This is a genomic window from Pseudomonas sp. TE4620, from assembly GCF_056279045.1.
This window is the reverse complement of sequence record NZ_JBWBQO010000001.1, coordinates 2034598-2061340: the sequence shown is the minus strand read 5'-3', so window position 1 is coordinate 2061340 and position 26743 is coordinate 2034598. Positions and strand designations below refer to the sequence as shown.

The window sequence follows — 26743 nt, the reverse complement described above, 5'->3', positions numbered from 1 at the left end:
CAATGGACCAAGCGCTCTGTTCGCTAGCGTACAGACCCGCCACCGCCACCGCGGCACACTGCAGCTGTCAGCCTCAGCCCATACAAGGACATCATGGACAAGCCCTGGCCCCGTGCCCTGATGCTGCTTAAGCGCCTTTCATGGCGATCCGCACCGCGTACTTTCGGCTACGAGGCGCTGCTGCGCGCGGAGCTGCTGAGCGCCGAACAAATGGCCAGCCATGGCACCCTGCTCGCCCGCCAGCACCGGCTGGACCCGACGCCCCGTGCCGATGGCCTTTTAGCACGCCTGGCCGACAATGAACGGGTCCTGGCCAGCAGTTGCGCACGCTTCATCGACGCCCAGCCCAGCAGCCGGCGAGTGACCCCCGCCGCCGAATGGCTACTGGACAACTACTACCTGGTCGAAGCCCATATCCGCCTGGCCAAGACCCACTTGCCCAAAGGCTACAGCCGCCAGTTGCCGCGCCTGGGCAACGGCCCGTCGACCGGCTTGCCGAGGGTCTACGACATCGCCCTGGAAACCATCAGCCACGGTGATGGGCGGGTCGACGACGAAAGCCTGAGCCGCTTCGTCGAGGCCTACCAGAGCGTCACCGCGCTGACCCTGGGCGAGTTGTGGGCGATTCCGATCATGCTGCGCCTGGCCCTGATCGAGAACCTGCGGCGCATCGCTGCGCGGGTCATGGCCAGCTGGGCTGACCGCAACCTGGCCAATGACTGGGCCGACCGTCTCAGCGAAACCGCCGAGCGCGACGCCAAAAGCGTGGTGCTGGTGGTGGCCGACATGGCCCGCTCCGAACCGCCGATGACCGCCGCCTTCGTTGCCGAACTTACCCGCAGGCTGCAGGGCCAGAGCGCAACCCTGATCCAGCCGTTGACCTGGATCGAGCAACTGCTGGCCGAATCCGGCCTGACCATCGAGCGCCTGGTGCACCTGGATGCCCAGCAACAGGCCGCCGACCAGGTGTCGATCAGCAACAGCATTGCCAGCCTGCGGTTGCTCTCGACCAGCGACTGGCGGGCCTTCGTCGAGCGCCTGAGCCACGTCGAGCGCCAGCTGCGCAACGACCCCGCAGGCGCCTACGCGCACATGGACTTCGCCAGCCGCGATCACTACCGCCACGTCATCGAGCGCCTGGCGCGGCATTGCCGGCACAGCGAGGAACAGGTCGCGCAACAGGCCATCGCGCTCGCCCAGCAGCGCGGCCAACCGCCGCCGGCAGCGGATGTCGCCGGGCATGTCGGCTTCTACCTGATCGGCCCGGGCCTTGAGCAACTGGAGCGCCACCTGGGCGCCGGTGTGCCGCTGGCCCAACGCTGGCAGCGGCTGTTGCACCGCGCGCCGCTGGCGTTTTTTTTAACCCCGGTAGCGCTGCTGTCGCTGGGCTTTGCCTGGCCCTTTCTGCTCGACGGCCATCGGGCCGGTTGGCCCGGTTGGGGCCTGGCACTGCTGGCCGTGGCGCTGCTGCTGATGACCAGCCGCCTGGCCATCGGCCTGATCAACTGGCTGGTGACCCTCACTGTTGCGCCGTGCCAGCTGCCGCGCCTGGACTACCGCGAAGGGCTGCCGGCCGAGGCCCGCACCCTGGTGGTGGTGCCGACGCTGATGGCCAGCAGTGCCGATGTCGAGGAACTGGTCGAAGGGCTTGAGGTGCGTTTTCTCGCCAACCGCGACGAGCAGCTGTACTTCGCCCTGCTCACCGACTTCATGGATAGCCCGGTCGAGGTGCAGGAGCAGGACGCCGGCCTGCTGACCGAGGCCAGCGAGCGCATCAGCGCCTTGAACCGCAAGTACCCGGCGTTGCTTGGCGAGCGGTTTTTGCTGTTGCACCGGCCGCGGCGCTGGAACCCCGCCGAACGCGCCTGGATGGGTTACGAGCGCAAGCGCGGCAAGCTGGCCGAGCTCAATGCGCTGCTGCGCGGGCACGGCGTTGAGCGCTTTGCGCTGATCGTCGGCGATATCGCGGCGTTGCCAGGAGTGCGCTATGTCATCACCCTGGACACCGACACTCAGTTGCCCCGCGATGCTGCTCGCCAGTTCATCGGCGCCATGCAGCACCCGCTCAATCAGCCGCACTTCGACGCCCACGGGCGGATCCATCGCGGCTACGCCATATTGCAACCGCGGGTCGGCATCAGCCTGCCCAGCGCCGCCCGTTCGCGCTATGCGCGGCTGTTCGGCAGCGATGCCGGGGTCGACCCGTACACCCGCGCGGTGTCCGATGTGTATCAGGACCTGTTCCTGCATGGCTCGTTCATCGGCAAAGGCATTTACGCGGTCGATGCCTTCGAACAGGCACTGGACGGCCGCTTTGCCGAGAACCGCATCCTCAGCCATGACCTGATCGAAGGCTGTTACGCCCATTCCGGGCTGCTCAGCGACGTGCAACTGTTCGAGGAATACCCGGCCCGCTACAGCGCCGACGTCAAGCGCCGGCACCGCTGGATTCGCGGCGACTGGCAACTGCTGCCGTGGCTGCTGCCCTGGGCGCCGTGCTGTAGCGGCTTGCAAAGCAACCACCTCAGCGCCCTGGCGCGCTGGAAGCTGTTCGACAACCTGCGCCGCAGCCTGGAGCCGGCGGCGTTCCTCGGTGTGCTGCTGTGCGCCTGGTTGATTGCCCCGCAACCGGGGCTGTGGACCCTGGCCGTGGTCGCCCTGCTGCTGACTCAGCCGCTGCTGGACAGCTTGCTCGCGCTGCTGGGCAAAACCACCGACGTGCCGCTGGCCGAGCACCTGCTGGCGGTGCTGCACGGCGCCGCGCAGCACGGCATACGCGCCACTTTCAACCTGGCCTGGTTGCCGTTCGAGGCCCATTACAGCCTGGATGCGATTGCCCGCACGCTGTGGCGCATGCTGGTGAGCAAACGGCGCTTGTTGCAATGGAGCCCGTCGCGGGAGGTCGAGCGCACCAGCGTCAACAGCCTGGCGGGGCTGTATCGCACCCTGTGGGTCGCGCCGGTACTGGCCCTGGCGCTGATCGCCGTGCTGGCGCCAACGCCGGGCCTGCTCGCCCTCGCCGCACCGTTTTTGCTGCTGTGGCTGGCTGGCCCGGCCCTGGCCTGGTGGGTCAGCCGCGCCGACAGCGGCGCCAGCCAGGCCATCTCGCTCCAGGGCGTGCAGTTTCTGCGCTTGCTGGCCCGGCGTAACTGGGCTTTTTTCAACCAGTACGTCAATGCCGAAGATCGCTGGCTGCCACCGGACAACATCCAGCAAGCGCCTTACGCCAACGTCGCCCACCGCACCTCGCCGACCAACATGGGCATGGCCCTGCTTGCCCACCTGGCCGCCCATGACTTCGGCTACCTGGGCAGCGCGCGCCTGCTGCAGCGCCTGGCAGCGATGCTACAGAGCATGCACAGCCTGGAGCGTCACCAGCAGCACTTTTACAACTGGTACGACACCCGCAGCGGCTTGGCGCTGCACCCCCTGTATGTATCGACGGTGGACAGCGGCAACCTCGCCGGCCTGCTGCTGACCTTGCGCCCCGGCTTGCTGGCCCTGGGCGATGCGCCGCTGCTCGATGGGCGCCTGCGCCAGGGGCTGTTGGACAGCCTCGATGTGCTGCTGCAAGCCTACAAGGCAGCGGGCATTGCCGATGAGCAATGGCAGGTGCTGCGCGCCGAGCTCGAGATCAACCAAGCACCGCAGCAACTGCCGGCGCTGCTGCAACAGCTGCTCGACTGCCCGCTGTCGCCAGCCGAGCCCAGCGGCGATTGCGCCTTCTGGCGCGCTGCGCTGCAGGAGCACTGCCAGGACCTGCTCGATGAATTGCGCGCCTTCGAGCTGCCTGCTGGCGACGACCCGGCAGCGCAGCTACCGCTAAGCTGGCGGCAACTGGCGCAGCTCGACGCCCAGCGCTGGCCGGCAGCCGAGCGCGCGCGGGTTAATGCCGTGCGCAACCTCGCTCGCGAGCGTATCGCCAGCGCCGCGCACCTGGCCGAACAGGCTGGCGCCCTGGCCAACATGGATTTCCGCTTTCTCTACGATCTGCAGCGCGACCTTTTCGTGATCGGCTACAACGTCGACGAACAACGCCTGGACAGCGCCTTCTACGACCTGCTGGCCTCGGAAATGCGCCTGACCAACTTCGTCGTCATTGCCCAGGGCCAGGTGCCTCAGGACAGCTGGTTCGCCCTTGGCCGCCTGCTCACCAGCAATGCCGGTGAGCCGGTATTGTTGTCGTGGTCGGGGTCGATGTTCGAGTACCTGATGCCGATGCTGGTGATGCCCTCCTACCCGGGCACGCTGCTGGAGCAGTCCTGCCGCGCGGCGGTCAACCGGCAGATCGCCTACGGCAACCAGCTGGGCATCCCCTGGGGGGTGTCGGAGTCGGCCTACAACAGCCTCGATACCCACTTCAACTACCAGTACCGGGCCTTCGGCGTGCCCGGCCTGGGTCTGAAGCGCGGCTTGGGCGAAGACCGGGTGGTAGCGCCCTATGCCAGTGCCCTGGCGCTGCTGGTGGCGCCCGCGGCGGCCTGCGCCAACCTCCAGCGCCTGGCCGCACAGGGGGTTGCCGGGCGCTTCGGGCTTTATGAGGCGGTGGACTACAGCGAAGCACGGCTGCCGCCCGGGCAGGAGGCGGTGGTGATCAAGTCGTTCATGGCCCACCACCAGGGCATGAGCCTGCTTGCCCTGACCTCATTGCTGCTCGATCGCCCGATGCAGCGGCGTTTCGAGTCCGACCCGCAGTTCCAGGCCAGCGCTCTGCTGCTGCAGGAGCGCGTGCCGAAGACTGCCGCCGCCTACCTGCACGCCGCCCAGGCCCCGGTCAGCGAAGACGCCAGCGCAGGCGAGCAACAGTTGCGGGTGTTCACCGAGCCCAACCGGCGCTGCCCGGCCGTGCAACTGCTGTCCAACGGCCGTTACCACGTGATGGTCAACAACGCCGGCGCCGGTTACAGCCGTTGCAACGACCTGGCCGTGACCCGCTGGCACGAGGATATCGCCAGCGATAGCCTGGGCATCTTCTGCTACCTGCGCGATGTTGCCAGCGGTGCGTTCTGGTCCACGGCGCACCAGCCGACCCTGTACCGGCCACAAAGCCAGGAGGCGATCTTCAGTGACGCGCGGGCCGAATTTCGCCTGCGCGAACGCGACATCGATTGCCACACTGAAATCATCGTCTCGCCCGAGGACGATGTCGAACTGCGCCGCCTGCACCTGACCAACCATGGCCGCCAGCGCCGCCAACTGGAGCTGACCAGCTACGCCGAGGTGGTGCTGGCCCCGGCGATCAGCGATGCCCTGCACCCGGCGTTCAGCAAGCTGTTCGTGCAGACCGAGCTGCTGCGCCCGCTGCAGGCCATTGTCTGTAGCCGCCGGCCACGTTCGCAGCAAGAACCGGTGCCATGGCTGTGCCACCTGCTGGCCGCCCATGGTGTGGACATCGAAGCGCTCTCGTACGAAACCGACCGTGCCCGCTTCATCGGCCGTGGCCGCACGCTCAAGGCCCCGGCGGCGTTGCTGCCTGAGGTTGAGCGGTTGTCCGACAGCGCCGGGGCGGTGCTCGATCCGATCGTCGCCATTCGCTGCCTGATCAGCCTTGATCCCGGGCAGAGTGCGACCATCGACCTGGTCACCGGCATCGCCCCAAGCCGCGAAAGCTGTCTGCAGCAGATCCACAAGTACCGCGACCGGCACCTGGCAGACCGGGTCTTTGACCTGGCCTGGACCCACAGCCAGGTGCTGCTGCGCCAGCTCAACGCGTCCCTGGCCGATGCGCGGCTGTTCGAGCAGATGGCCGCCTCGGTGATCTATGCCAACCCGTCGCTGCGCAGCGAAAGCGCAGTGCTGACAAGCAATCGGCGTAACCAGTCCGGGCTCTGGGGCCAGGCGATTTCCGGCGACCTGCCGATCGTGCAGGTGCAAATCAGCGACCCGGCCAACATCGAACTGGTGCGCCAGATGGTCCAAGCCCATGCCTACTGGCGGCAGAAAGGCCTGAGCCTGGACCTGGTGATCTGGAACGAAGACCAGGCCGGCTACCGCCAGCAACTGCAGGAGCTGATCATGGGCCTGGTGACCTCGGGCAGCGAAGCGGCGCTGCTCGACCGCCCGGGCGGGATCTTCGTGCGCCCGGCCCAGCAGTTGTCCAGCGAAGACCGCACGCTGATGCTCAGCGTCGCCCGCCTGGTGCTCAGCGACAGCCGTGGCAGCCTCGCCGAACAGGTACAGCAACGGCGCAGCGAGCACGCCTTGGCGCGCTTCGAAGCCAACCCCGGCAGCCTGGTGCAGGCGCCGGTACGGCCGGGGCCTAGCGTGCAGCCAGGGCTGCTGATGGAAAACCCCTACGGCGGTTTCAGCGCCGATGGCAGCGAGTACATCATCAATCACCGCCCGGGGCAGCCGACGCCGGCGCCCTGGGTCAACGTGCTGGCCAACCCGCAGTTCGGCTCGGTGATCAGCGAAAGCGGTGGCGCCTACACCTTTGGCGACAATGCCCATGAGTTTCGCCTGACGCCCTGGCACAACGACCCGGTCAGCGACCCCAGCGGCGAGGCCCTGTACCTGCGCGACGAAGACAGCGGCCGCTACTGGTCGCCAACCCCGCAGCCGTGCCCTGGCCAGGGCAGCTACCGCACCCGCCACGGCTTTGGCTACAGCGTCTTCGAGCATGACGAGGACGGCCTGCACAGCGAGCTGTGGGTATTCGTCGCCCTCGATGCGCCGGTGAAGTTCTCGCGCCTGAAGCTGCGCAACACCTCGGGCCGGCCGCGCCGGTTGTCGGTAACCAGCTATGTGGAATGGGTGCTGGGCGACCTGCGCAGCAAGACGGCCATGCACGTGGTCAGTGAGGCCGACCCGTTCAGTGGCGCGCTGTTTGCGCGCAATGCCTACTCCATCGAGTTTTCCGCGCGGGTGGCGTTCCTCGACAGCGACCTGGCCGACCGCAGCCTCAGTTGCGACCGCCTGGAGTTCATTGGCCGCAACGGCAATCTTGGCGCGCCGGCAGCCATGGGCCGGGCGCGGCTTTCCGGGCGCAGCGGCGGTGGCCTGGACCCTTGCGCAGCGCTGCAGGTGGCGCTGGAACTGGCCGACGGTGAAAGCCAGGAAGTGGTGTTCCGCCTCGGCGCCGAGCACGACGCCACCGCCGCCACCCGCCGGGTGCAGCAGTACCGTGGGCTGCGCGCGGCAGCGATCGAACTGGAACGGGTGCGCGCGCACTGGCGCGAAGTCCTCGGCGCCATCCGCATCGAAACCCCGGAGCCGGCCCTGAATGTACTGGTCAATGGCTGGTTGATGTACCAGGTGATTGCCTGCCGCTTCTGGGCGCGCAGTGGTTTTTACCAGTCCGGTGGCGCCTTCGGATTCCGCGACCAGTTGCAGGACAGCATGGCGATGATCCACGCTGACCCGGCCGCGGCGCGCCAGCACCTGCTGCTGTGTGCCAGCCATCAGTACCGCGAAGGCGACGTCCAGCATTGGTGGCACCCGCCGCTGCAGCGCGGCGTGCGCACCCGTTGCGCCGACGACATGCTCTGGCTGCCCCTGGCCACCAGCCGCTATGTGCAGGTGACCGGCGACCTCGGCGTGCTCGATGAACAGGTCGGCTATATCGAAGGCCGCGCGCTGAACCCTGGCGAGGAGTCCTACTACGACCTGCCGAACCGTTCGGCACTCACCGAGAACCTCTACCAGCATTGCCAGCGGGCGCTGCAACACGGCCTGCAGTGCGGCGTGCATGGCCTGCCGCTGATGGGCAGCGGCGACTGGAACGACGGCATGAACCGCGTCGGCGAACAGGGCCTGGGCGAAAGTGTGTGGCTGGGCTTTTTCGGCGTCGAGGTGCTGCAGCAGTTCGCCCGCACCGCCCAGCGCCAGGGTGACGGCCCGTTCGCCGAGGACTGCAACAGGCGCGCCGCCACCCTGCGTGGCAATCTCCAAGCCCATGGCTGGGACGGCGGTTGGTACCGCCGCGCCTATTTCGATGACGGCCAGGTGCTGGGTTCGGCGAGCAATGAAGAATGCCGCATCGACTCCATCGCCCAGAGCTGGGCAGTGCTCTCGGGCGCCGCCGCCCCTGAACGGGGCCGCCTGGCCATGGAGGCGCTGGACCGTTACCTGGTGCGCCGCGACATCGGTATCGTCAAGCTGCTTGATCCACCCTTTGACCAGGGCAGCCTGGACCCTGGCTACATCAAGGGCTACGTGCCCGGCGTGCGTGAGAACGGCGGCCAGTACAGCCATGCCGCCGTCTGGGCGAGCATGGCCTTTGCCCGCCTGGGCGACGGCGCCAGGGCCTGGGAACTGCTGCGCCTGATCAACCCGTTGCGCCAGGGCAGCGCCGAGCGTATCGACACCTACAAGGTCGAGCCGTACGTGATGGCCGCCGATGTCTATGGCGCGCCGCCCCATGCCGGGCGCGGCGGCTGGAGCTGGTACACCGGCGCCGCCGGCTGGATGTACCGGCTGATCGTCGAGTCACTGCTGGGCTTGCAGCGCAGCGGCGAGACCTTGAGCCTGCAACCGCTGCTGCCGGCCGAATGGCCGGGCTACGTGCTGCACTATCGCTATGGCGCCAGCCGCTACCGCATCGAGGTGCGCCATGCGGGCGCGGGCGCGTTGAGCCTGAGCCTGGATGGCCAGCCCCTGGCCGACGGCGTGGTCAGGCTCGTGGATGACGGTCAAACCCACCAGATCAGCGCGCATTGCCTGCCGGCCACTGCCAGCCTCCCCTAGCCTGCGCGGATAGGAGTACCCTGAGGCCAGACAGCTCTCGTCTGCCATCGGTGGCTCCGTATGCCCGCATCACCCAAGCCACAGGTCAGGCCACAGGACAATCACCTGCTGGCGGCCCTGCCGACAACCGCGCTGGAGCGCCTGCTGGTGCACCTGGAACTGATCGCCCTGCCGCTGGGCAAGGTGCTTTATGAGTCTGGCGATGCCTTGCGTCACGTCTACTTCCCGACCAACGCCATCGTCTCGCTGCTGTACGTGATGGAAAACGGCGCCTCGGCGGAGATCTCCGTGGTCGGTAACGAAGGCCTGATCGGCGTTGCCGTATTCATGGGCGGCGAAAGCACCCCGAGCCGCGCCATCGTGCAGAGCGCCGGCCACGCCTACCGCCTGCCCGGCCAGCGCCTGAAAGACGAATTCAACCGCCACGGCGAGCTGCTGGTGCTGATGCTGCGCTACACCCAGGCGCTGATCACGCAGATGGCGCAGACCGCGGTGTGCAATCGTCATCACTCGATTGACCAGCAACTGTGCCGCTGGCTGCTGTTGTCGCTGGATCGGCTCAAAGGCAACCAGCTGACCATGACCCAGGAGCTGATCGCCAACATGCTCGGGGTGCGCCGCGAAGGCGTCACCGATGCCGCCGGCAAGCTGCAGCGCCTGGGCGTGATCGAGTACAGCCGCGGGCATATCAAGGTCCTTGATCGGGCGCGCCTGGAGCAGTTGAGTTGCGAGTGCTACGCGGTGGTCAGAAAGGAAACCGAGCGCCTGCTGCCGTATCTGCCGACCCGGCCGCAGGCGTGAACCCGGCGCGGAGTACATTTGTACTCCACTAGTGGAACGGGAAGATGTAGTTCATCCACGCCGCCATGCGCAGGAGGATCTTGCGCATGGTGGCGATGTGCGGAAAGTGCTTGCTGTACAGCGCCGCCTGGCCATAGGCACCGCCGGGCATCTGCGCGCTGTACTGGGCGTACGCCGGGTCGTCGATTTCAATGATGACCGGCACCCGCCCGGGTGGCGGTGAACCGGTGTAGCCGATCAGGGTGCCGGACGGCTGCACCTGGCCCTCGGCGATCACCGCGATGACGTTCTTGACCTTGCCATGAAAGACCTTGCCCGGAATGCCGTCGAAGGCCACTTCCGCCTCATCCCCGGGCACCAGGCGCAGCAGGCTGTTCTGGCGCATCCAGGCAGCAAAGTACTGGCCTTCCTGGGGAATGAACACCATCGATGGGCGCAGCGGCAAGGCACTCGCGCGCATCCCGGTGCGCAGCGACACATGGGTGACGTAACCCTTGCTCGGCGCCCGCACCACGGTGCTATCGAGTTCGAACTGGGCGTTGTCCAGTTGCGCCTGCAGGTCATCGACCTGGGCGATGGCCGCTTCCTGCTCGCGGCGGGTACCGAAGTTGCGCTTGATCAGTTCGTTGATGCGGTACAGATCGCCCCGCGCCGCAACGATCTGCGCCTTGAGCGAGCGCACCCGGTACTCGAACGGCGCCGGATCGATACGAAACAACACATCGCCCTTCTCCAGCGGCTGGTTGCCTTTGACCGGCACCTCGATCACCTGGCCGGTAACCGCCGGGATCACCGGCACCGAGACGAAGTAGGAACGCGCCACTTCCGAATACGGGTGGTTGTAGTTCATGGTGAAGATCAGCGCGCCGATCATCACGATCCCCCCCAGCACCGCCGTGGGCACTGTCCACTTGTTCAGGGGGATGCGAAACAGCTTGAAGATCGCCACGCAAATGGCCGCGTAAGTGAGGATCAGCAGCAAGTCCATGCTCAGTGCCCTCCGTTGCCATCGTCGTGGCCGGGCGCAGGCTCGGCGGGCGCTACGCCTTCGAGGCGGGCGATGCGTTGCTGCAACTCGGCGACCTGTTGTTCAAGGCGCACCACGTGGTTTTGCGGCGACTTGCCATCGCGAAAGCCCCAACCGCGATCTTCGCGGTAGAGCATTGCCCAGATCCACAGGAACGGCCACAGCGCATGCAGGGTGAACAAGCTGACCCAGCCGGTGGCGTGGATCGCATCCTGGTGCGGGTGGTTGCGGTGTACGGCGATTTCATAGGGAATGTCGTGCAGGACGATGATCCCGTAGAACAGCACCAGGCCGACAAAAATCAAAATACCCAACGCGAAGTAATCAAGCATGTTCGCTTTCCACCGCAGCCAGGGGGTCCGTGCCAGCAGTGTAGTTCACCTGTAGTGTTTTCAAGGCCGTGTTGACCGTTGGTCGCGCCAGCCGACGTGGGCAGAGCACGCTGATCTAGGCTCAGTTCACGCTCGACAGGAGGCCGCTCCATGTCATTGGCTGAAGAACAGAAAATCGCCCGCAGAAAAGAAACGCTGCTGTTCCTGTTTCTGATCGTCTGCCTGTTCCCCTTGATGTCGGTCGCCATCGTTGGCGGCTACGGTTTTCTCGTCTGGTTTTTCCAGTTGCTGTATGGCCCACCCGGCCCTCCCAACGGCTAGCCGAGACTGCCGGAGCCCGCCCATGGACGACGTTCTGCACATTGCCAGCCTGGTGGTACATGCCCGCCCCGAACTGTTCGAGGCGGTGAAGGCCAACCTGCTGCTGCTCGACAACCTCGAACTGCATCAGCACAGCCCCGCCGGCAAGCTGGTGGTGGTGCTCGAAGCCCACCATGAACAGCAGATCCTGCAGCGCATCGAGCAGATCAACAACCTGCCCGGGGTGCTCAATGCCGCGCTGATTTACCACGAACTCCTCGCCCCAGAAGGAGACTCACCATGAGCATGACCCGCCGTGAATTTGCCAAGGCCCAGGCCGCCGCCATTGCCGCCGCCGCGGCGGGCCTGCCGATCTTCACCAGCGCCAGCAACCTGGTGACCGAAGCCGACCTGGTGACCCTGAACTGGAACAAGGTGCCCTGCCGCTTTTGCGGCACCGGTTGCAGCGTCATGGTGGCGACGCGCGACAACCGCGTGGTGGCCACCCACGGCGACGTCAAAGCCGAGGTCAATCGCGGCCTGAACTGCGTCAAAGGCTATTTTCTGTCGAAAATCATGTACGGCAATGACCGCCTGACCCAACCGCTGCTGCGCATGCGCAACGGCCAGTACCACAAGCAGGGCGAATTCCAGCCGATCAGCTGGGAAAAAGCCTTCGACATCATGGCCGAAAAGTACAAGCAAGCGCTGCACAACAAAGGCCCGGAATCGATCGGCATGTTTGGCTCCGGGCAATGGACGGTGTGGGAAGGCTACGCCGCCAACAAACTGATGAAGGCCGGCTTTCGCAGCAACAACATCGACCCCAACGCCCGCCACTGCATGGCTTCGGCGGTGATGGGCTTCATGCGCACCTTCGGCATGGATGAACCCATGGGCTGCTACGACGACATCGAGGCCACCGATGCCTTTGTGCTGTGGGGCTCGAACATGGCCGAAATGCACCCGATCCTCTGGAGCCGGGTCACCGACCGGCGCCTGAGCCAGCCGCAGGTCAAGGTTGCGGTGCTGTCGACCTTCGAACACCGCAGCTTCGACCTGGCCGACATTCCCATGGTGTTCAAGCCGCAAACCGACCTGCTGATCCTCAACTACATCGCCAACCACATCATCGAAAGCGGCGCGGTGAACAAGGACTTCATCAGCAAGCACACACGCTTCGCCCTCGGCGCCGATGACATCGGCTACGGCCTGCGCGCCGACGATCCACGCGAAGCCAAGGCCAGGAACGCCGACAAGGCCAACACCTGGAGCGACATCGATTTCGAGCAGTTCGCCGCCTTTGTGCGGCCCTACACCCTTGAGCGCGCAGCCACCGAATCGGGCGTGCCGCAAGAGCGCCTCAAGGCGCTGGCCGAGCTGTATGCCGACCCCAAGCGCAAGGTGGTGTCGTTCTGGACCATGGGCTTCAACCAGCATACCCGCGGGGTGTGGGCCAACAACCTGATCTACAACATCCACCTGCTCACCGGCAAGATCAGCGAGCCGGGCAACAGCCCCTTCTCGCTCACCGGCCAGCCCTCGGCCTGTGGCACCGCCCGCGAAGTCGGGACCTTCTCGCACCGCTTGCCGGCCGACCTGGTGGTGACCAACCCCAAGCACCGCGCCAGCGCCGAAAAAATCTGGAAGCTGCCCGCCGGCACTATCCAGGAGAAAGTCGGCTTTCATGCCGTGCAACAGAGCCGCATGCTCAAGGACGGGGTGCTCAACGTCTACTGGACCCAGGCCAGCAATAACATGCACGCCGGGCCCAATATCATGCAGGAAGTGCTGCCGGGCTGGCGCAAGCCGGACAATTTCGTGATTGTCTCGGACGTTTACCCCACGGTGTCGGCCCAGGCTGCCGACCTGATCCTGCCCAGCGCCATGTGGGTAGAAAAGGAAGGCGCCTATGGCAACGCCGAGCGCCGCACCCAGTTCTGGCATCAGTTGGTGACCGCCCCGGGCGAAGCACGTTCAGACCTGTGGCAACTGATGGAGTTTTCCAAGCGCTTCACCACCGACGAGGTCTGGCCTGCCGAGTTGCTGGCCAAGGCCCCCGAGTACAAAGGCAAGACCCTGTTCGAAGTGCTGTACAAAAATGGTCAGGTCGACCAGTTCCCGGTCGAGCAGCTGCAAGCCGGCTACCACAACGATGAAGCCAAGGCCTTTGGCTTCTACCCGCAAAAGGGCTTGTTCGAAGAGTACGCACAGTTCGGCCGGGGCCATGGTCACGACCTGGCCGCATTTGATCGCTACCACAGCGAGCGCGGCCTGCGCTGGCCGGTGGTCGACGGCCAGGAAACCCGCTGGCGCTACCGCGAAGGCCTCGACCCGTACGTGGAGAAAGGCAGTGAAGTGCAGTTTTACGGTTACCCGGACAAGAAGGCGATCATCTTCGCCCTGCCCTACGAGCCGCCGGCCGAAGCACCGGATGCCGACTACCCGTTCTGGCTGAGTACCGGCCGGGTGCTGGAGCATTGGCACACCGGGAGCATGACCCAGCGCGTTGAAGAGTTGTACAAAGCAGTGCCCGATGCCCTGGTGTACATGCACCCTGACGATGCCAAGGCCCTGAATGCACGGCGCGGCAGCGAAGTGAAACTGATCAGCCGGCGCGGCGAGATTCGCGCGCGCATCGAAACCCGCGGGCGCAACAAGCCACCGCGCGGCCTGGTGTTCGTGCCGTTTTTCGATGCCAACAAGCTGATCAACAAAGTCACCCTGGACGCCACCGACCCGATCTCCAAGCAAACCGATTACAAGAAATGCGCCATACGCATCGAGCTGATCAGCGCGGCCTGAGGAGAACCGTCATGCCCATTCGCAGCCTGCCTTTGCTGCTGTTCGCGGTCATCGGCCTGGTGGTCGCCGCCGAAGTCGACTACCCCCTCGATGCCCCCGGCCCCGATGGCCGGCGCCCGGGCGGCACGCTGAGCCAGAGTTTGCCGGCGCCGCCGCTGGCCAACGACGAGAACAAGGACCTCAAGCGCGAACGCAATTACCCCGACCAGCCGCCGACCATCCCCCACACGATTCGCGGCTATCAGGTCGACCTCAACGGCAACAAGTGCCTGTCCTGCCACAGCCGCGCCAACAGTGCGCGCAGCCAGGCGACCATGATCAGCATCACCCACTACATGGACCGCGATGGCCAGGCGTTGGCGGCGGTATCGCCACGGCGCTACTTCTGCACCCAGTGTCATGTGCCGCAAAAAGAGGTGCAGCCACTGGTGGGCAACAGCTTCGAAACCATCGACAAGCTGCTGCAAGACGACGCCAACGCCGCGCAAAAACCCTGAGGAGGCGCCATGCGAGCACTGTTCGGGCTACTCAAGCAATACTGGGGCATTCTCTGGCGGCCCAGTGTCTACTACAGCCTGGGCTTTCTGACCCTCGGCGGGTTCGTCGCCGGGATCATCTTCTGGGGCGGCTTCAACACCGCCCTGGAGGTGACCAACACCGAGAAGTTCTGCACCTCCTGCCATGAGATGCGCGACAACGTCTTTGTCGAACTCAAGGAGACCATTCACTACAGCAACCGCTCCGGGGTACGCGCCAGTTGCCCGGATTGCCATGTACCGCACGAATGGACACACAAGATCGCGCGCAAGATGCAGGCGTCCAAGGAAGTCTGGGGCAAGATTTTCGGCACCATCGACACCCGCGACAAATTCCTCGCGCACCGCCGTGAACTGGCCGAGCACGAATGGGCGCGGCTCAAGGCCAACGATTCGCGCGAATGTCGTAACTGCCACAACTTCGAGTTCATGGATTTCACCCGCCAGAGCAAACGCGCCGCAGCCATGCACTCGACCTCGCTGGCCAGCGGGCAGGCGACCTGTATCGATTGCCACAAGGGCATCGCCCACAAACTGCCGGACATGCGCGGGGTGCCGGGTTGGTAGCCGCTGCCTCATCGCGGGTCAAGTCGGGTCGCCGCACCGCCGCTCCCACAGGTCCGGTGTGTAGGAGCGGGCTTGACCCGCGATGAGGCCGGTGCAGCCAACTCCCGCAGTGGGTAAAAAATCCGAAGCCCCGCGCCAGCGCCGACTATATTGAGCTAGTCCCCGCCCGCAGCCAGAGCGCGCGCCATGCTGGATACCCATCAGTTGATCATCTGCGAACATTGCGACTGCGTGTACCAGAAAGTCAGCCTCGGCAAACATCAGAAGGCCCTGTGTCAGTGCTGTGGCGCGGTGCTGCAGCGCTATAACGGCCTGAGCGTGCAGCAACGCCTGGCCCTGAGCGTCACCGCGTTGATCCTCTGGGTGTTCGCCAATTTCTACCCGATCATGAGCATCAGCCTCAAAGGCCTGCACAACAGCGCCACCCTGTGGGACTCGGTGCGGGCCCTGGCCAATGGGCCGATCACCTTTATCGCCCTGGTGGCGGCGATTTCGATCATCATCGCCCCGGTGTTCCAGTTGCTGCTGTTGATCTGGGTGCTCGGTTTTGCCCTGGCCGGCGGCCGCGCCCCGGGCTTCAGCCTGTGCATGCGCTGGCTGGAAACCCTGCGCCCGTGGAGCATGCTCGAAGTCTGCCTGCTCGGCGCCATGGTCGCGGTGTTCAAGCTGGCCGGCATGCTCGATGTGCTGCCGGGCATCGGCCTGCTGGCACTGGCGGCCCTGAGCCTGTTGATTCTGCGCATCGCCGGGCGCGATATCCGCGAGCTCTGGGACCTGCTGCCATGAGCCGCCCACCGCGCGCCGCCGAGCTCAACCTGGTGCTCTGCCATGCCTGCGGCATGGCCTGCGACAACACTCATCAGCCGCACGAATGCGAACGCTGCGGCGCGCCGCTGCATGCGCACAAGCCCGATTCGCTGACCCGCACCTGGGCCTACCTGGTCGCCTCGCTGGTGCTCTATATCCCCGCCAACCTGCTGCCGGTGATGAACACCACGCTGTTCGGCAGCGGCGCCGACAGCACCATCATGAGCGGCGTCATGGAGTTCTGGGAGCATGGCGCCTGGGACATCGCCCTGATCATCTTCATCGCCAGCATCGCCGTGCCGGCGACCAAGTTCGTTGCCCTGGCCCTGCTGCTGATCACCGTGCAGCGCCGCAGCACCTGGGCGCAGACGCAACGGGCGCGCCTGTACCGCTTCGTCGAGCTGATCGGCTACTGGTCGATGCTCGATGTGCTGGTGGTCGCCCTGGTGGCGGCGCTGGTCAAGTTTCAGGCCCTGGGCGATATCGAACCGCGCCCGGGCATTCTGTTCTTCGGCATGGTGGTGGTGCTGACCATGCTTGCGGCAATGAGCTTCGACCCTAGACTGATCTGGCAGCACGACAAGGAGCAGGCCGATGACTGATACCCGCCAAGACAGCCCCCAACCCGGCCAGCCCGGGGTCAAGACCCGGCGCTTCAGCATCTCGCTGGTGTGGATCGTGCCGCTGGTGGCGGTGCTGGTGGGCTTGTCGCTGGTGGTCCATAACGTCATGCAGCAAGGCCCGACCATCGAGATCACCTTCAAGACCGGCCAGGGCCTGGAGGCCAACAAGACCGCGGTCAAGTATCGCAACGTGGTGATCGGCCAGGTCACCGCAGTGGAGTTGAGCAAGGACCAGAAGAGCGTCACCGCCACGGTCAAGCTGGTCAAGCAGGCCGACAATTTTACCCGCGAGGACTCCAAGTTCTGGGTAGTGCGCGCGCGCATCGGCGCCGGCGGCGTGTCGGGCATCGACACCCTGCTGTCCGGCGACTTCATCGGCGCCGATTCCGGCGAATCTCACACCCGCGCCAAAGCCTTCGTCGGCCTCGAATCGCCGCCGCCGATCACCTACGGCGAGCCCGGCAAGCGCTTCTTCCTGCACGCCAGCGACCTCGGCTCGCTGGGGGTCGGTTCGCCGGTCTACTACCGCAAGATCCCGGTCGGCCAGGTGGTCGCCTATAACCTCGACGAGAACGGCAAAGGGGTGAGTATCGAGGTGTTCATCAACTCGCCCAACGATGCCTTCGTCACCGACAACACGCGGTTCTGGAACGCCAGCGGCGTCGATGTCGAGGTCGGCGCCAACGGCTTTGCCTTTCGTACCGAATCGCTGTCGTCGGTGATTGTCGGCGGCATTGCCTTTCGCGCCCCCGACTACAGCCCCGATGACCAGGTGGCCGCCGAAGACCGCCAGTTCGAACTGTTCGACGACCGCGCCCGGGCCCTGTCGCCGCCGCATGGCAAGGCGCAGTACCTGAGCCTGCGTTTCGACCAGGCGCTGCGCGGCCTCAAGGTCGGAGCGCCGGTGGAGTTCCTCGGCGTCGAGATCGGCTCGGTGGTGTCGGTCAACCTCGATTTCGACGTCGACAAGCGTACCTTCCCGGTCAATGTCGGCATCGTCATCTACCCGCAGCGCCTGGGCCGCGCCCACACCAAGCTGCTCAAGGCGCTGAACCACGACCCCGACGACGAAAAAGCCGCCGCGCAGTTGCTCGGCACCTTCGTCGACAACGGCCTGCGTGCCCAGGCGCGCAGCGGCAACCTGCTCACCGGGCAGTTGTACATCGCCCTGGATTTCGACCCCAAGGCGCCGAAAGTGGTGTTCGACCCGAGCGCCCGGCCGATTACCATCCCCACCGTACCGGGTAGCCTGGAGCAACTGCAGGAGCAGTTCCAGGCCATAGTCGAGAAGCTCAACCGCCTGCCGATCGAGCGCATCGCCAACAACCTCGACGCCAACCTGGTGGAACTGCGCAAGGGCCTGCAGCAGTTCAACAGCCGTACCTTGCCGGGCGTCCAGGGCACCTTGCAGGAGGTCAGCAAGACCCTGCAGTCGGCCAACTCGACCCTGGCCGAGGATTCGCCGCAACGCGAGCAACTGACCCAGACCCTCGACGAGCTGGGGCGCATGTCGCGCTCGCTCCGGGAGCTGGCCGACTACCTGGGGCGCAACCCCGAGTCGCTGTTGCGTGGCCGGCCCAAGGACGCACCCGCTGACGCTTTGAAACCTTCGTCGCGCAACTGACCGCAGGAGCACACCCATGGCGCATGCCTTCAAGATTGCCGTGTTGAGCCTGGCCTTGCTGCTGGCCGCTTGCCGCAGCGACCCGATCCACTACCACACGCTGATCCCGCAACAGCCGGCCGCGGCCAGCAGTGCCGATGTGCTACTGGAACAGGTCAGCGTGCCGCCGCAGGTCGATCGCCCGCAGGTGGTGATTCGTCAGGGCAACAGCAGCCTGGCGATCCTTGAGACCGAATGGTGGGGCGCAAGCCTCGCCGACGAACTGCGCAACGCCCTGGTCAACCAGTTCGCCAGCAGCAGCGCCCAGCCACGCCTGGGCCTGCGCGTGGAAGTCCAACGCTTTGACTCGGTGCCTGGGCAGTACGCCCTGTTCGATGCCCGCTGGCGTCTGCGGGCCGCCAACGGCGGCGCGGCGCTCAACTGTCGCAGCGTGATCCAGACCCCGGCCGGGGCCAGCATCGACGCGCTGGTGCTGGCCCACCAGCAGAACCTCAAGCGCTTCACCGAACTGGTCAGCCAGGCGGCCAGCGGCGGCGCCAGTCGCTGCCCAGCGCTGCGCTAAAGCGCCGATTGCCCGCCCAAGGAGACGCCGATGGCCAACAACCGCCCCCTGCACCTGGGCACCGCCCGCGAACTGCTGGATGTGCTGATCCGCGCTGGCCTGATCGCGGTGCTGGTGATGTTCTGCTTCGAGATCTTCCGGCCGTTTTTGAGCCTGATGCTCTGGGCGGTGATCCTGGCGATCACCCTCTACCCGCTCAACCAGCGCCTGGGCAGCTGGCTGGGTGGCCGCCCTGGCTGGGCCGCGGGGGTGCTGGTGATTATCGGCCTGGCCTGCCTGATCGGGCCGTTGAGCCTGCTCGGCACCTCGGTGGCCGACACCGTGCAGCAAGGCATCCACGGCTTTGAGGACCAGCGCATCGAAATCCCGCCGCCGCCGGACAACGTGCGTGACTGGCCGCTGATCGGCGCACCGCTGTACGGTATCTGGGCCCATGCCAGCAGCGACCTGAGCTGGGCGTTGTCGCAGGTGGCCCCGCACCTCAAGGGCGTGAGCAAGACCTTGCTGACGCAACTGGCCGGGATCGGCTCGGGCATCCTGGTGTTCGTGGTTGCCCTGGTGGTCGCCGGGGTGATCATGGCCAAGGGCGACAATGGTCAGCGCACCGCCGAGGCCATTGCCATGCGCATTTCCGGGCCACAGCGCGGCGAGCAACTGGCCGCGCTGTGCACCGCGACCATTCGCGCCGTGGCCCAGGGCGTGGTTGGCATCGCCTTCGTGCAGATGCTGCTGGTGGGCATCGGCCTGGTGGTCATGGGCGTGCCCGCGGCCGGGGTGCTGGCGCTACTGGTGTTGCTGCTGGGCATCACCCAGCTGCCGGTGCTGCTGGTGACCTTGCCGGTGGTGATCTATGTGTTTGCCCATGACGGAGTCAGTGCCAGCACGGTGATCTTCGCCATCTGGACCCTGCTCGCCGGGCTGTGCGACAACGTCCTCAAGCCGCTGCTGCTGGGCCGCGGGGTTGCCGTGCCGATGCCGGTAGTGCTGATCGGCGCGCTCGGCGGCATGTTGACCAACGGCATCATCGGCCTGTTCATCGGCCCGGTGGTGCTGGCCGTGGGTTACGAGCTGTTCATGAGCTGGGTGGCGCAGCCGCTGGCCGCCGACAGCCCGGCCGAAGAGCCCTGAGTTCAGGGCGCCCCGGGCGGCTGCGCCGGGGCGCTGTACCACTGCGCCGGGGGCACCGACTTGGGCTGTTGCGGGTCGCCCAGGTAATGCGGCGACATGATCTGCACGCCGTACTCGTTGAACACGTCCTGGATATGCCCGTGCAGTTCGCTGAGCAGCACCGCCCGCGGCCGGGGCTGGCTGGGAATGGCCTGGGCCACCAGGCGGTACTCGGGATAGAAGTCCGACAGGGCGGTCTGGAACACCTGCGGCAACGGTTGCTCGAGGATGCCATTGGTACGCCGCGCCGCCTCCAGCAGCATCGCCTCGACTTGTCGCCAGGGCGTGTCGTAGCCAATGGTCACGGTGGTGTCGACCACATAGCCCTCGCCCTCGACGATCCGCGAGTAGTTCTTGGTCACGCTGGCAGTGATCAACGAATTGGGCAGCGTCAGCACTTCACCCAGGCCAGTGCGGATGCGGGTGGTGAACATGCCAAGCTCGGTGACCGTGCCCTCGTACTCACCGATGCGCACGAATTCGCCAGGACGCAAAGTGCGCGTGTAGGTCAGGATCAGCCCGGCAGCGGCCTGGCCGACGACGCTGGTGGCGCCCAGGGAAATCATCAGGCCGATCAATACCGACAAGCCCTTGAACGCGTCGGTACCCGCACCAGGCAGGTATGGGTAGGCCATGGCCAGGGCGAACAACCAGATCGCCAGGGCAGTCAGGCGCGTGGTCGGGGCCAGGGTTTCCTGGTTGAGCCAGCTCAGGGTACCCGGCACCGCCAGGCGGCGCAGCAAGCGGCGGCTGAAAGCGACCGCGCCACGGGCAATGAAAAAAATCGCCAGGGCCACCACCAGCCCCGGCACCGCGCTGATCATGCCTTCGAGCAGGTAGCGCAGCAGCTCCAGCAAGTATTCATTGAGGCGCTCGCCCCATGGCCGGGTATAGGGAAAGCGCGACAGGACAAAACCCAGCCATTCATAACTGAGCAAGGCGATCAGCAACCAGCGCACGCTCTCCAGCACCCGGCGTATCAAGGTGTAGAAGAAATTCGCCTCGATCACCGGCGTCTGCCCCACGCTCAGGGTCCGCGCGTGACGGCGCATCAGCCGCGGCAGGCGCGCTTGCAGCTTGCCTCTGGTAAACGCGATAGCCCACAACAGCGCCAGGTACAGCGCGGTGGCCAGCGCTGCTGCCAGCCCCGCGCGTGCCAGCCGTTGCAGGTTACGCGCCTCGCGCTGCTCGCCCACGGCCTGGCGCAGGTTGGCCGCGGCCTGCTCGGCGGCCTCGCGCACCGTGCCCTGGCTCAGCGGGTCAATGTCGCGGCTGGAGACAATGAACGCACGTTTGTCGCCCAGCAGCACCAGGTAGCTGGACTGCACCGGGTCGAGGCTGACCTGCGGGTCGGGGCTGTCGTCCAGGGTTTCGCCGATCACCGTGCGGGCGCGCTTGACCCGCAACTGCGGGGTTTCGCCCAGCACCGTCGCGCGAAACAGCATGATGCTGCGGTTGAACACCTTCAGCTCCACCGGCTCGGCGCTGGCCGACACTGCGCCTGGCTCCTGGGCCCAGGTCAGGGCGCCCAGCAGCAACCCGCCAATCAGCAGCCACGCCTTGAGTACCGCATTGCTCATGCCCTCACCCTCGCCCGCCCGGTCCTGTAGCGCAGCCTAGACCAGCGCGGACCGCTTGTCAGATAGCCCGCCCCGGAGCCTGCGGGCGCCCCGCTGCGATGGACTAGACTTCAAGCACCGGGGGGCTGGCAACACAACGCTACCGGAGGTACCCCATGAGCCAGTACCAACGCCTGTTCCTGATGGTAGGTTCCGACCTGCGCCACACCCCGGCGCTGGAGCGCGCCGCTGCCCTGGCCCTCGCCACCGGCGCCACCTTGCATATCTGCGCCTTTGTCGACGAAATCGATACCCTCGGGCTCATGAGCGGTGACGAACACCGCCTCGATACGCTGATGCAGAACAACCGCCAGTGGCTGGCCGATGAAGCGACCTTGCTGCACGAAAACGGTATTCGCGTCAGTACCGAGGTGATTCTCGCCCGCGACGTGCTGCAAGCGGCCCTGGCGCAAGTGGCCGAAATCACCCCCGACCTGCTGATCAAGGACGTACAGCACGAGCCGCTGCTCAAGCGCCTGGTGGTCGCGCCGCTGGACTGGCAACTGCTGCGCGAATGCCCGTGCCCGGTGCACCTGGTCAGCGAGGTGCACTGCCCGCTGCCGCGCATCGTGATTGCCGCGGTCGACCCGACCCACCCCGAACACCCCCACGACGATCTTAACGAAAGCGTGATCAACGCCGCCGCCGACCTGGCCCGCCAGTGCAACGCCGAGCTGCACCTGTTGCACGTATGCGACAGCGCCCACACCCACATGGCCGACTTCGGCGCTGGCACCGTGACCATGCCGGGCTTTGGCAGTGACGTGCGCAAGTCGATCCACAAGGCTTTCGAGCAAATGGCCGCGCGCCATGGCGTACCGGTTGAGCGCCAGCACTTTTTGTCGGCGCCGATCACCCGCAGCATCGCCGAGTTCATCGCCCACAGCCGCGCCGACGTGCTGGTGATGGGCAACCACCCGCGCAAACTGCTCGAACGCCTGACCGGCAGCACCACCGAGCATGTGCTGGAACAGCGCTTGTGCAATGTTTTGGCGATCAGGGCCGCGGCGTGAGACAGCCTCAGCCTAGGCGCAGCCAGTCGATAAAACGAGCAAACAGTTCGGACTGGGAGTTGATCTCAAGCTTCAGGTAGAGGTTCTTGCGGTGCATGCGCACGGTTTCTGGCGAAATGCCCATTTCGCCGGCGGTGGACTTCACCGAGTGGCCGCGCAGGATCATCTGCGCCACCTGCCGTTCGCGCTCGGTCAGTTTGTTGCAGCCGAAGCTGTCGAAGGCGGCCTGGACGCTGCCCTGGCTGGCCGCTTCACTGCCGGGCTCAAGGCCATGCTGGGCAAAGCGGCGGATCAGTTCGCGGACCATCGGCTCGACCGCCTGCAACACGTGCAGTTGCTCGACGCTCAGGCTGCTGCCGCCACAGCCCTGGAACAGGCTCAGGGATATTTTGCTGTGCGGGTCGATGTCGACGATGTAGTAGCTGTCTTCGCTGCAGCCGGTGCCCAGGTAGTAGGTCTTGTAGTAGTCGCTGTCGAAGAAGTGGTCCGGGGCGATGTCCTGCAGGTGGTAAAAACCCTGGGCCAGGCCTTTTTCTACCGCCAGGCAGAACGGGTCGAGCAGGTAGCCGGCGGTAAAGTAACGGTTGAGGATGGCGTCGCGGTGACGCTCGGGAATGCCCTGCTGGTACAACAGTTGCGGTGGCTGGCCCTGGCGCTCGAGGCTGATCATCATCGACTCGACCGCCACCAGTTGGCTCAGGGCGGCGGCGAGGCTTGCCAGGGCGTCGGCCTCGCCGCTGCGGGCAATGGCATGCTGCAGCGCCGCATGCCATTGCTGCAGGGCTGAGAACGACAGGCAGATCGGGGTGTCGGCAGTGGCTCGGGTCATGCCCGGCAGTCTAACCCGCCGGGGGGCTGCGATGCAGCCCATCGCCGGCAAGGTCGGCTCCCGCAAGCGCTTGTCATGCACCCGCGTACAACCCTTCGCGGCGCAGTTCTTCAGCGGTTTCGATGATGCACTGGCGCAGGGTTTCGACGATTTCGTCGACCTGCGCGCGGGTGATGATCAGCGGCGGCGACATCACGTTCAGGTGCATGATCGGCCGCACCAGCAAGCCTTTGGCCTGGGCCCGGCGGTGGATGCGCTCGCCGATGTTCACTTCATCGGCAAACAGCGCCTTGCTGCGCTTGTCGGCGACGAACTCGACGCAGGCCATCAGCTTCATGCAGCGCACCTCGCCGACCAGCGGCAGCCCGGCCAGGCTCTGCAGGCGCTGTTCCAGATAACCACCCACCTCATCGACATGGGCCAGAAGCTGCTCACGCTCGATGATTTCGATGTTCTTCAGCGCCGCCGTGCAGCACACCGGATGGCCGCTGTAGGTAAAGCCATGGGTGAAGCAGCGGCCCTTGCCCGGCTCGGCAATGACCTTCCAGATGCGCGCCGAGAAGATGCACGCGCCCAGCGGCAGGTACGCCGAAGTCAGGCCCTTGGCGGTGGTGATGATGTCCGGCTGCACGCCGAACAGCGCCTCGCTGGCGAAGAATTTGCCCAGGCGGCCAAATGAGGTCACCACCTCGTCGGCCACGAAGAGGATGTCGTAGGTCTGGCACACCTGCCACATGCGCAGGAAGTAGTCCTTGGGCGGGATGATCACCCCGCCCGAGCCCATGATCGGCTCGGCAAAGAACGCCGCGACGTTGTCGGCGCCGAGCGAGAGGATCTTGTCTTCGAACTCGGCCACCAGAAAGTCGAGAAACTCTGCTTCGTCCATGTCATCCGGCGCCCGGTAGGGGTTGGGGTTGGAGACGTGGTGGATCAGCTCGTTGGCATAGTCGAACTCGGGCACGCGGTCGGCGGCCTTGTTGCCGATCGACATGGTCAGGCAGGTCGAGCCGTGGTAGGCGTTGTAGCGGGCGATCACGTGCTTTTTATCCGGCTTGCCACGGCAGTTCTGGTAGTACTGGATCAGCCGGTAGGCAGTATCGACCGCGGTCGAGCCGCCAGTGGTGAGGAACACGTGATCGAGATCGCCCGGGGCCAGGCTGGCGAGCTTGGCGCAGAGTTCGATGGCGACGTTGTTGGCCATGTCCGAAAACGGGTTGGAATAGGCCAGCTGACGCACCTGGTCGGCGATGGCCAGGGCCATCTCTTCGCGGCCCAGGCCGATGTTGGTGCACCACATGCCGCCGACAGCGTCGAGAAAGCGGTTGCCCTCGGTGTCGTAGATATAGGCGCCCTCGCCTTCGACGATGTTCAGCGCGCCTTGCTCGGCATGCTCGTCGAACACGTGGTATCCGTGCATGTAGTGGGCTTTGTCGGCGGCCACCAGGGCATCGTTGGCAGCATTTGTTGGCAAGGCTTGGTTTGGCGTGGCCATGGCAGTGTCCTTGGCGAAGGGAAATTGAAATGTCAGCTACCGGTCTTGACCGTGCTCCAGACCCGGGTGATGGCGCGCATGTCCTTGCCGCTCTGGGTTTTCTGCGCGAACAGGCGCTGGCGGGTGGCGGCGTCCGGGTAGATCGCCGGGTCGTCGCGAATCTCGGCCTGCACCAAGGGCGTGGCAGCGGCGTTGCTGTTGGCGTAGTGGATGTAGTTGCTGACCTTGGCGATGTTCTGCGGCTGCAGGAGGAATTCGATGAAACGGTGGGCGTTGGCCGGGTGCGGCGCGTCGCTGGGCAGGTAAAGGTTGTCGAACCAGATCAGCGAGCCTTCCTCCGGGATGAAGAACGACAGCTTGATGTTGTTCTTCGCCTCCTCGGCCCGCGCCTGGGCGGTGGCGTAGTCGCCGGACCAGGTCAATGCCAGGCAGGTATCACCGTTGGGCAGGCTGGTCAGGTAGTTGACCGAGTCGAATTTGTTGATGAACGGCCGCACGCCGAGCAGCAACTGCTGGGCCGCCTTGAGGTCATCGGCGCTGGCGCTGTTGGGGTCGCGCCCCAGGTACTTGAGGGCCAGCGGGATGACTTCGCTGGGTGCATCCATCAAGGTCACGCCGCAGTCGGCGAAGCGCGAGACGATCTTCGGGTCGAACAGCATGGCCAGCGAGCCGATGGGCGCATCGGGCATGCGTGCCTTGATCTTGTCGACGCTGTAGGTCACCCCCGAGCTGCCCCAGGTGTAGGGCGCCGAATACGCAAGGCCCGGGTCGTAGCCTTGCAGGGTGCTGAGCACCTGCGGGTCGAGGTTGTTCCAGCTGGGCAGCTGCTTTTTGTCCAGCGGCTGGAATACCCGGGCCTTGATCAGCGGCGGCACCAGGGAGGCGTTGAGCACCACCAGGTCGTAGCCCGAGCGCCCGGTCAGCAGTTTGGTCTGCACCGTTTCGTAGCCGTCGAAGGTGTCGTAGATGACCTTGATGCCGGTGGCTTGTTCAAAGTCGGCGAGGGTCGTTTCGCCGATGTAGTCCGTCCAGTTGTACAGCCTGAGTGTGTTGCCCGCCCCGTCGTCGGCGGCAAGGGCCGCCGCTGCCAGGGGCGCGAGCAACAGACTGGAAATCACCTTCAGTGTCTTTCGCATAGCCACTCCGTCGTGTCACCAGATCTGCTCGGTGTGAGCCGACGGAGTTACTATCGCGGGAGCCGGTGATGGCGACCATACCCCGAATGGGTAGGTGTCGTTTTTATCGCGGGTCAAGCCCGCGGATACAACGCCTCATCAAACTGCGCCAGGCGCGGAAACACCAGCGGCTGGTCATCGGACAGATGCTCCAGGCGCTGCTGATAGCTGCGCAAAAAGTCCTTGCGCGCCTCGTCGCTGATATACGGCACGTGCCAGGCCACGAACGGCTCCAGCACCTCGAAGCCGACGTAGGCCAGGGTGCCGCGCAGGATCGGTCGCAGCATGTCCTCCAGCGGCCCGTGAATCGCCCCTTCGCCGAACATGTGCTCGCGCCCGCCGAGGGTCACGGTGACCAGCGCCTTCTTGCCCGCCAGCCCGCCCTGGTCATAAAAGCGCTTGCCGCCGTAGCACACCCCGGACACCAGCACGCGGTCGATCCAGCCCTTGAGCATGGCCGGTGCCGAGAACCAGAAGATCGGGAAGTTCAGCACCACAAGGTCCGCCCACAGCAGCTTGTCGAGCTCCTGCTGGATGTCGGCGGCAATCGACTGACTTTTGACTCCCAGGCGCTGCTCCAGGGCATACACCAGGTAATCGGGGTTCTCGCGGCTGACGAAGTCAGCGGCGCTGGCCACCGGGTTCCAGTTCATCGCATACAGGTCGCTGACCTGCACCTGGTGACCCTGGGCGGTGAAGGTTGCAACGGCCTGGTCGCGCAGGGCGGCAGTGAAGGATTGCGGCTCGGGGTGAGCGTGAACGATCAGTACATTCATGAG

At 65.5% G+C, this 26743-nt stretch carries 20 protein-coding genes; 13 read left to right on the top strand and 7 right to left on the bottom strand.

Going from position 1 to position 26743, the window contains the following annotated elements:
• Nucleotides 1-93 precede the first annotated feature (93 nt).
• Together ACZ9A3_RS09660 and ACZ9A3_RS09655 are read left to right on the top strand one after the other, a co-directional pair.
• The gene (locus tag ACZ9A3_RS09660; protein WP_476252460.1) at nt 94-8685 is read left to right on the top strand and encodes a glycoside hydrolase family 94 protein; all 8592 of its coding nucleotides are present in this window, start codon (nt 94-96) and stop codon (nt 8683-8685) included.
• 60 nt (nt 8686-8745) lie between these two features.
• Complete coding sequence (locus ACZ9A3_RS09655; RefSeq protein WP_093383161.1) at nt 8746-9486, top strand: Crp/Fnr family transcriptional regulator; 741 nt, start codon at nt 8746-8748, stop codon at nt 9484-9486.
• Between the two features lie 28 nt (nt 9487-9514).
• On the opposite strand, the gene ACZ9A3_RS09650 is transcribed toward ACZ9A3_RS09655, so the two are convergent.
• Nucleotides 9515-10474 carry an HlyD family secretion protein gene (locus ACZ9A3_RS09650; RefSeq protein ID WP_045198850.1) on the bottom strand — a complete coding sequence of 320 codons (960 nt, stop codon included), beginning with the start codon at nt 10472-10474 and terminating at the stop codon, nt 9515-9517.
• 2 nt (nt 10475-10476) lie between these two features.
• On the bottom strand, nt 10477-10845 hold the full coding sequence (locus ACZ9A3_RS09645; protein ID WP_045198848.1) for a DUF3302 domain-containing protein: 369 nt from the start codon (nt 10843-10845) through the stop codon (nt 10477-10479).
• Between the two features lie 150 nt (nt 10846-10995).
• Here ACZ9A3_RS09645 and napE point away from each other — a divergent pair, with 150 nt between their 5' ends.
• The 10 genes from napE to ACZ9A3_RS09595 all read left to right on the top strand — a co-directional run bounded on the left by napE (nt 10996) and on the right by ACZ9A3_RS09595 (nt 19797).
• Nucleotides 10996-11166, top strand: a complete 171-nt coding sequence (gene napE, locus ACZ9A3_RS09640) for a periplasmic nitrate reductase, NapE protein (RefSeq protein WP_045198846.1) — start codon at nt 10996-10998, stop codon at nt 11164-11166.
• Nucleotides 11167-11188: 22 nt separating this feature from the next.
• A complete protein-coding gene (locus ACZ9A3_RS09635) occupies nt 11189-11449 on the top strand; it encodes a chaperone NapD (RefSeq protein ID WP_045198844.1) in 261 nt (86 codons plus the stop codon).
• Nucleotides 11446-13950, top strand: a complete 2505-nt coding sequence (napA, locus tag ACZ9A3_RS09630) for a nitrate reductase catalytic subunit NapA (protein ID WP_476252459.1) — start codon at nt 11446-11448, stop codon at nt 13948-13950. Before ACZ9A3_RS09635 ends, napA begins: the two co-directional genes overlap by 4 nt.
• An 11-nt stretch (nt 13951-13961) precedes the next feature.
• Nucleotides 13962-14447 carry a nitrate reductase cytochrome c-type subunit gene (locus ACZ9A3_RS09625; protein WP_476252458.1) on the top strand — a complete coding sequence of 162 codons (486 nt, stop codon included), beginning with the start codon at nt 13962-13964 and terminating at the stop codon, nt 14445-14447.
• Between the two features lie 9 nt (nt 14448-14456).
• Nucleotides 14457-15053, top strand: a complete 597-nt coding sequence (locus ACZ9A3_RS09620; RefSeq protein ID WP_045198838.1) for a cytochrome c3 family protein — start codon at nt 14457-14459, stop codon at nt 15051-15053.
• Nucleotides 15054-15239: 186 nt separating this feature from the next.
• On the top strand, nt 15240-15839 hold the full coding sequence (locus ACZ9A3_RS09615) for a paraquat-inducible protein A (RefSeq protein WP_045198836.1): 600 nt from the start codon (nt 15240-15242) through the stop codon (nt 15837-15839).
• Nucleotides 15836-16462: a paraquat-inducible protein A gene (locus ACZ9A3_RS09610; RefSeq protein WP_045198835.1), complete on the top strand. Its 627-nt coding sequence runs from the start codon at nt 15836-15838 to the stop codon at nt 16460-16462. Before ACZ9A3_RS09615 ends, ACZ9A3_RS09610 begins: the two co-directional genes overlap by 4 nt.
• Nucleotides 16455-18107 carry a PqiB family protein gene (locus tag ACZ9A3_RS09605; RefSeq protein ID WP_476252457.1) on the top strand — a complete coding sequence of 551 codons (1653 nt, stop codon included), beginning with the start codon at nt 16455-16457 and terminating at the stop codon, nt 18105-18107. Before ACZ9A3_RS09610 ends, ACZ9A3_RS09605 begins: the two co-directional genes overlap by 8 nt.
• 16 nt (nt 18108-18123) lie before the next feature.
• Nucleotides 18124-18669 (top strand): PqiC family protein, encoded by a 546-nt coding sequence (locus ACZ9A3_RS09600; RefSeq protein WP_213601354.1) that lies wholly within the window; start codon nt 18124-18126, stop codon nt 18667-18669.
• Nucleotides 18670-18699: 30 nt separating this feature from the next.
• Complete coding sequence (locus ACZ9A3_RS09595; RefSeq protein ID WP_093383186.1) at nt 18700-19797, top strand: AI-2E family transporter; 1098 nt, start codon at nt 18700-18702, stop codon at nt 19795-19797.
• Between the two features lie 2 nt (nt 19798-19799).
• On the opposite strand, the gene ACZ9A3_RS09590 is transcribed toward ACZ9A3_RS09595, so the two are convergent.
• Nucleotides 19800-21416 (bottom strand): mechanosensitive ion channel family protein, encoded by a 1617-nt coding sequence (locus ACZ9A3_RS09590; protein ID WP_093383189.1) that lies wholly within the window; start codon nt 21414-21416, stop codon nt 19800-19802.
• 155 nt (nt 21417-21571) lie between these two features.
• On the opposite strand from ACZ9A3_RS09590, the gene ACZ9A3_RS09585 reads away from it, so the two are divergent.
• Nucleotides 21572-22468, top strand: a complete 897-nt coding sequence (locus ACZ9A3_RS09585; RefSeq protein WP_093383192.1) for a universal stress protein — start codon at nt 21572-21574, stop codon at nt 22466-22468.
• A gap of 7 nt (nt 22469-22475) precedes the next feature.
• On the opposite strand, the gene ACZ9A3_RS09580 is transcribed toward ACZ9A3_RS09585, so the two are convergent.
• The 4 genes from ACZ9A3_RS09580 to ACZ9A3_RS09565 all read right to left on the bottom strand — a co-directional run bounded on the left by ACZ9A3_RS09580 (nt 22476) and on the right by ACZ9A3_RS09565 (nt 26740).
• Nucleotides 22476-23297, bottom strand: coding sequence for a helix-turn-helix domain-containing protein (locus ACZ9A3_RS09580; protein ID WP_476252456.1), 822 nt, complete (start codon nt 23295-23297; stop codon nt 22476-22478).
• 73 nt (nt 23298-23370) lie between these two features.
• Nucleotides 23371-24789, bottom strand: coding sequence for an aminotransferase (locus ACZ9A3_RS09575; protein ID WP_093383194.1), 1419 nt, complete (start codon nt 24787-24789; stop codon nt 23371-23373).
• A gap of 32 nt (nt 24790-24821) precedes the next feature.
• The gene (locus ACZ9A3_RS09570) at nt 24822-25925 is read right to left on the bottom strand and encodes a polyamine ABC transporter substrate-binding protein (protein WP_476252455.1); all 1104 of its coding nucleotides are present in this window, start codon (nt 25923-25925) and stop codon (nt 24822-24824) included.
• Between the two features lie 113 nt (nt 25926-26038).
• Nucleotides 26039-26740: an NAD(P)H-dependent oxidoreductase gene (locus tag ACZ9A3_RS09565; protein WP_195883949.1), complete on the bottom strand. Its 702-nt coding sequence runs from the start codon at nt 26738-26740 to the stop codon at nt 26039-26041.
• Nucleotides 26741-26743: the final 3 nt, after the last annotated feature.

Excerpts from the sequence above, each read along its gene's own strand:
- ACZ9A3_RS09605 (WP_476252457.1), top strand. The coding sequence starts at position 16,455 with ATGACTGATACCCGCCAAGACAGCCCCCAACCCGGCCAGCCCGGGGTC.
- ACZ9A3_RS09600 (WP_213601354.1), top strand. The coding sequence starts at position 18,124 with ATGGCGCATGCCTTCAAGATTGCCGTGTTGAGCCTGGCCTTGCTGCTG.
- ACZ9A3_RS09625 (WP_476252458.1), top strand. The coding sequence starts at position 13,962 with ATGCCCATTCGCAGCCTGCCTTTGCTGCTGTTCGCGGTCATCGGCCTG.
- ACZ9A3_RS09655 (WP_093383161.1), top strand. The coding sequence starts at position 8,746 with ATGCCCGCATCACCCAAGCCACAGGTCAGGCCACAGGACAATCACCTG.
- ACZ9A3_RS09645 (WP_045198848.1), bottom strand. The coding sequence starts at position 10,845 with ATGCTTGATTACTTCGCGTTGGGTATTTTGATTTTTGTCGGCCTGGTG.
- ACZ9A3_RS09570 (WP_476252455.1), bottom strand. The coding sequence starts at position 25,925 with ATGCGAAAGACACTGAAGGTGATTTCCAGTCTGTTGCTCGCGCCCCTG.
- ACZ9A3_RS09660 (WP_476252460.1), top strand. The coding sequence starts at position 94 with ATGGACAAGCCCTGGCCCCGTGCCCTGATGCTGCTTAAGCGCCTTTCA.
- ACZ9A3_RS09620 (WP_045198838.1), top strand. The coding sequence starts at position 14,457 with ATGCGAGCACTGTTCGGGCTACTCAAGCAATACTGGGGCATTCTCTGG.
- ACZ9A3_RS09590 (WP_093383189.1), bottom strand. The coding sequence starts at position 21,416 with ATGAGCAATGCGGTACTCAAGGCGTGGCTGCTGATTGGCGGGTTGCTG.
- ACZ9A3_RS09580 (WP_476252456.1), bottom strand. The coding sequence starts at position 23,297 with ATGACCCGAGCCACTGCCGACACCCCGATCTGCCTGTCGTTCTCAGCC.
- ACZ9A3_RS09615 (WP_045198836.1), top strand. The coding sequence starts at position 15,240 with ATGCTGGATACCCATCAGTTGATCATCTGCGAACATTGCGACTGCGTG.
- ACZ9A3_RS09595 (WP_093383186.1), top strand. The coding sequence starts at position 18,700 with ATGGCCAACAACCGCCCCCTGCACCTGGGCACCGCCCGCGAACTGCTG.
- ACZ9A3_RS09575 (WP_093383194.1), bottom strand. The coding sequence starts at position 24,789 with ATGGCCACGCCAAACCAAGCCTTGCCAACAAATGCTGCCAACGATGCC.
- ACZ9A3_RS09610 (WP_045198835.1), top strand. The coding sequence starts at position 15,836 with ATGAGCCGCCCACCGCGCGCCGCCGAGCTCAACCTGGTGCTCTGCCAT.
- ACZ9A3_RS09650 (WP_045198850.1), bottom strand. The coding sequence starts at position 10,474 with ATGGACTTGCTGCTGATCCTCACTTACGCGGCCATTTGCGTGGCGATC.
- ACZ9A3_RS09585 (WP_093383192.1), top strand. The coding sequence starts at position 21,572 with ATGAGCCAGTACCAACGCCTGTTCCTGATGGTAGGTTCCGACCTGCGC.
- ACZ9A3_RS09635 (WP_045198844.1), top strand. The coding sequence starts at position 11,189 with ATGGACGACGTTCTGCACATTGCCAGCCTGGTGGTACATGCCCGCCCC.
- ACZ9A3_RS09565 (WP_195883949.1), bottom strand. The coding sequence starts at position 26,740 with ATGAATGTACTGATCGTTCACGCTCACCCCGAGCCGCAATCCTTCACT.
- napE (WP_045198846.1), top strand. The coding sequence starts at position 10,996 with ATGTCATTGGCTGAAGAACAGAAAATCGCCCGCAGAAAAGAAACGCTG.
- napA (WP_476252459.1), top strand. The coding sequence starts at position 11,446 with ATGAGCATGACCCGCCGTGAATTTGCCAAGGCCCAGGCCGCCGCCATT.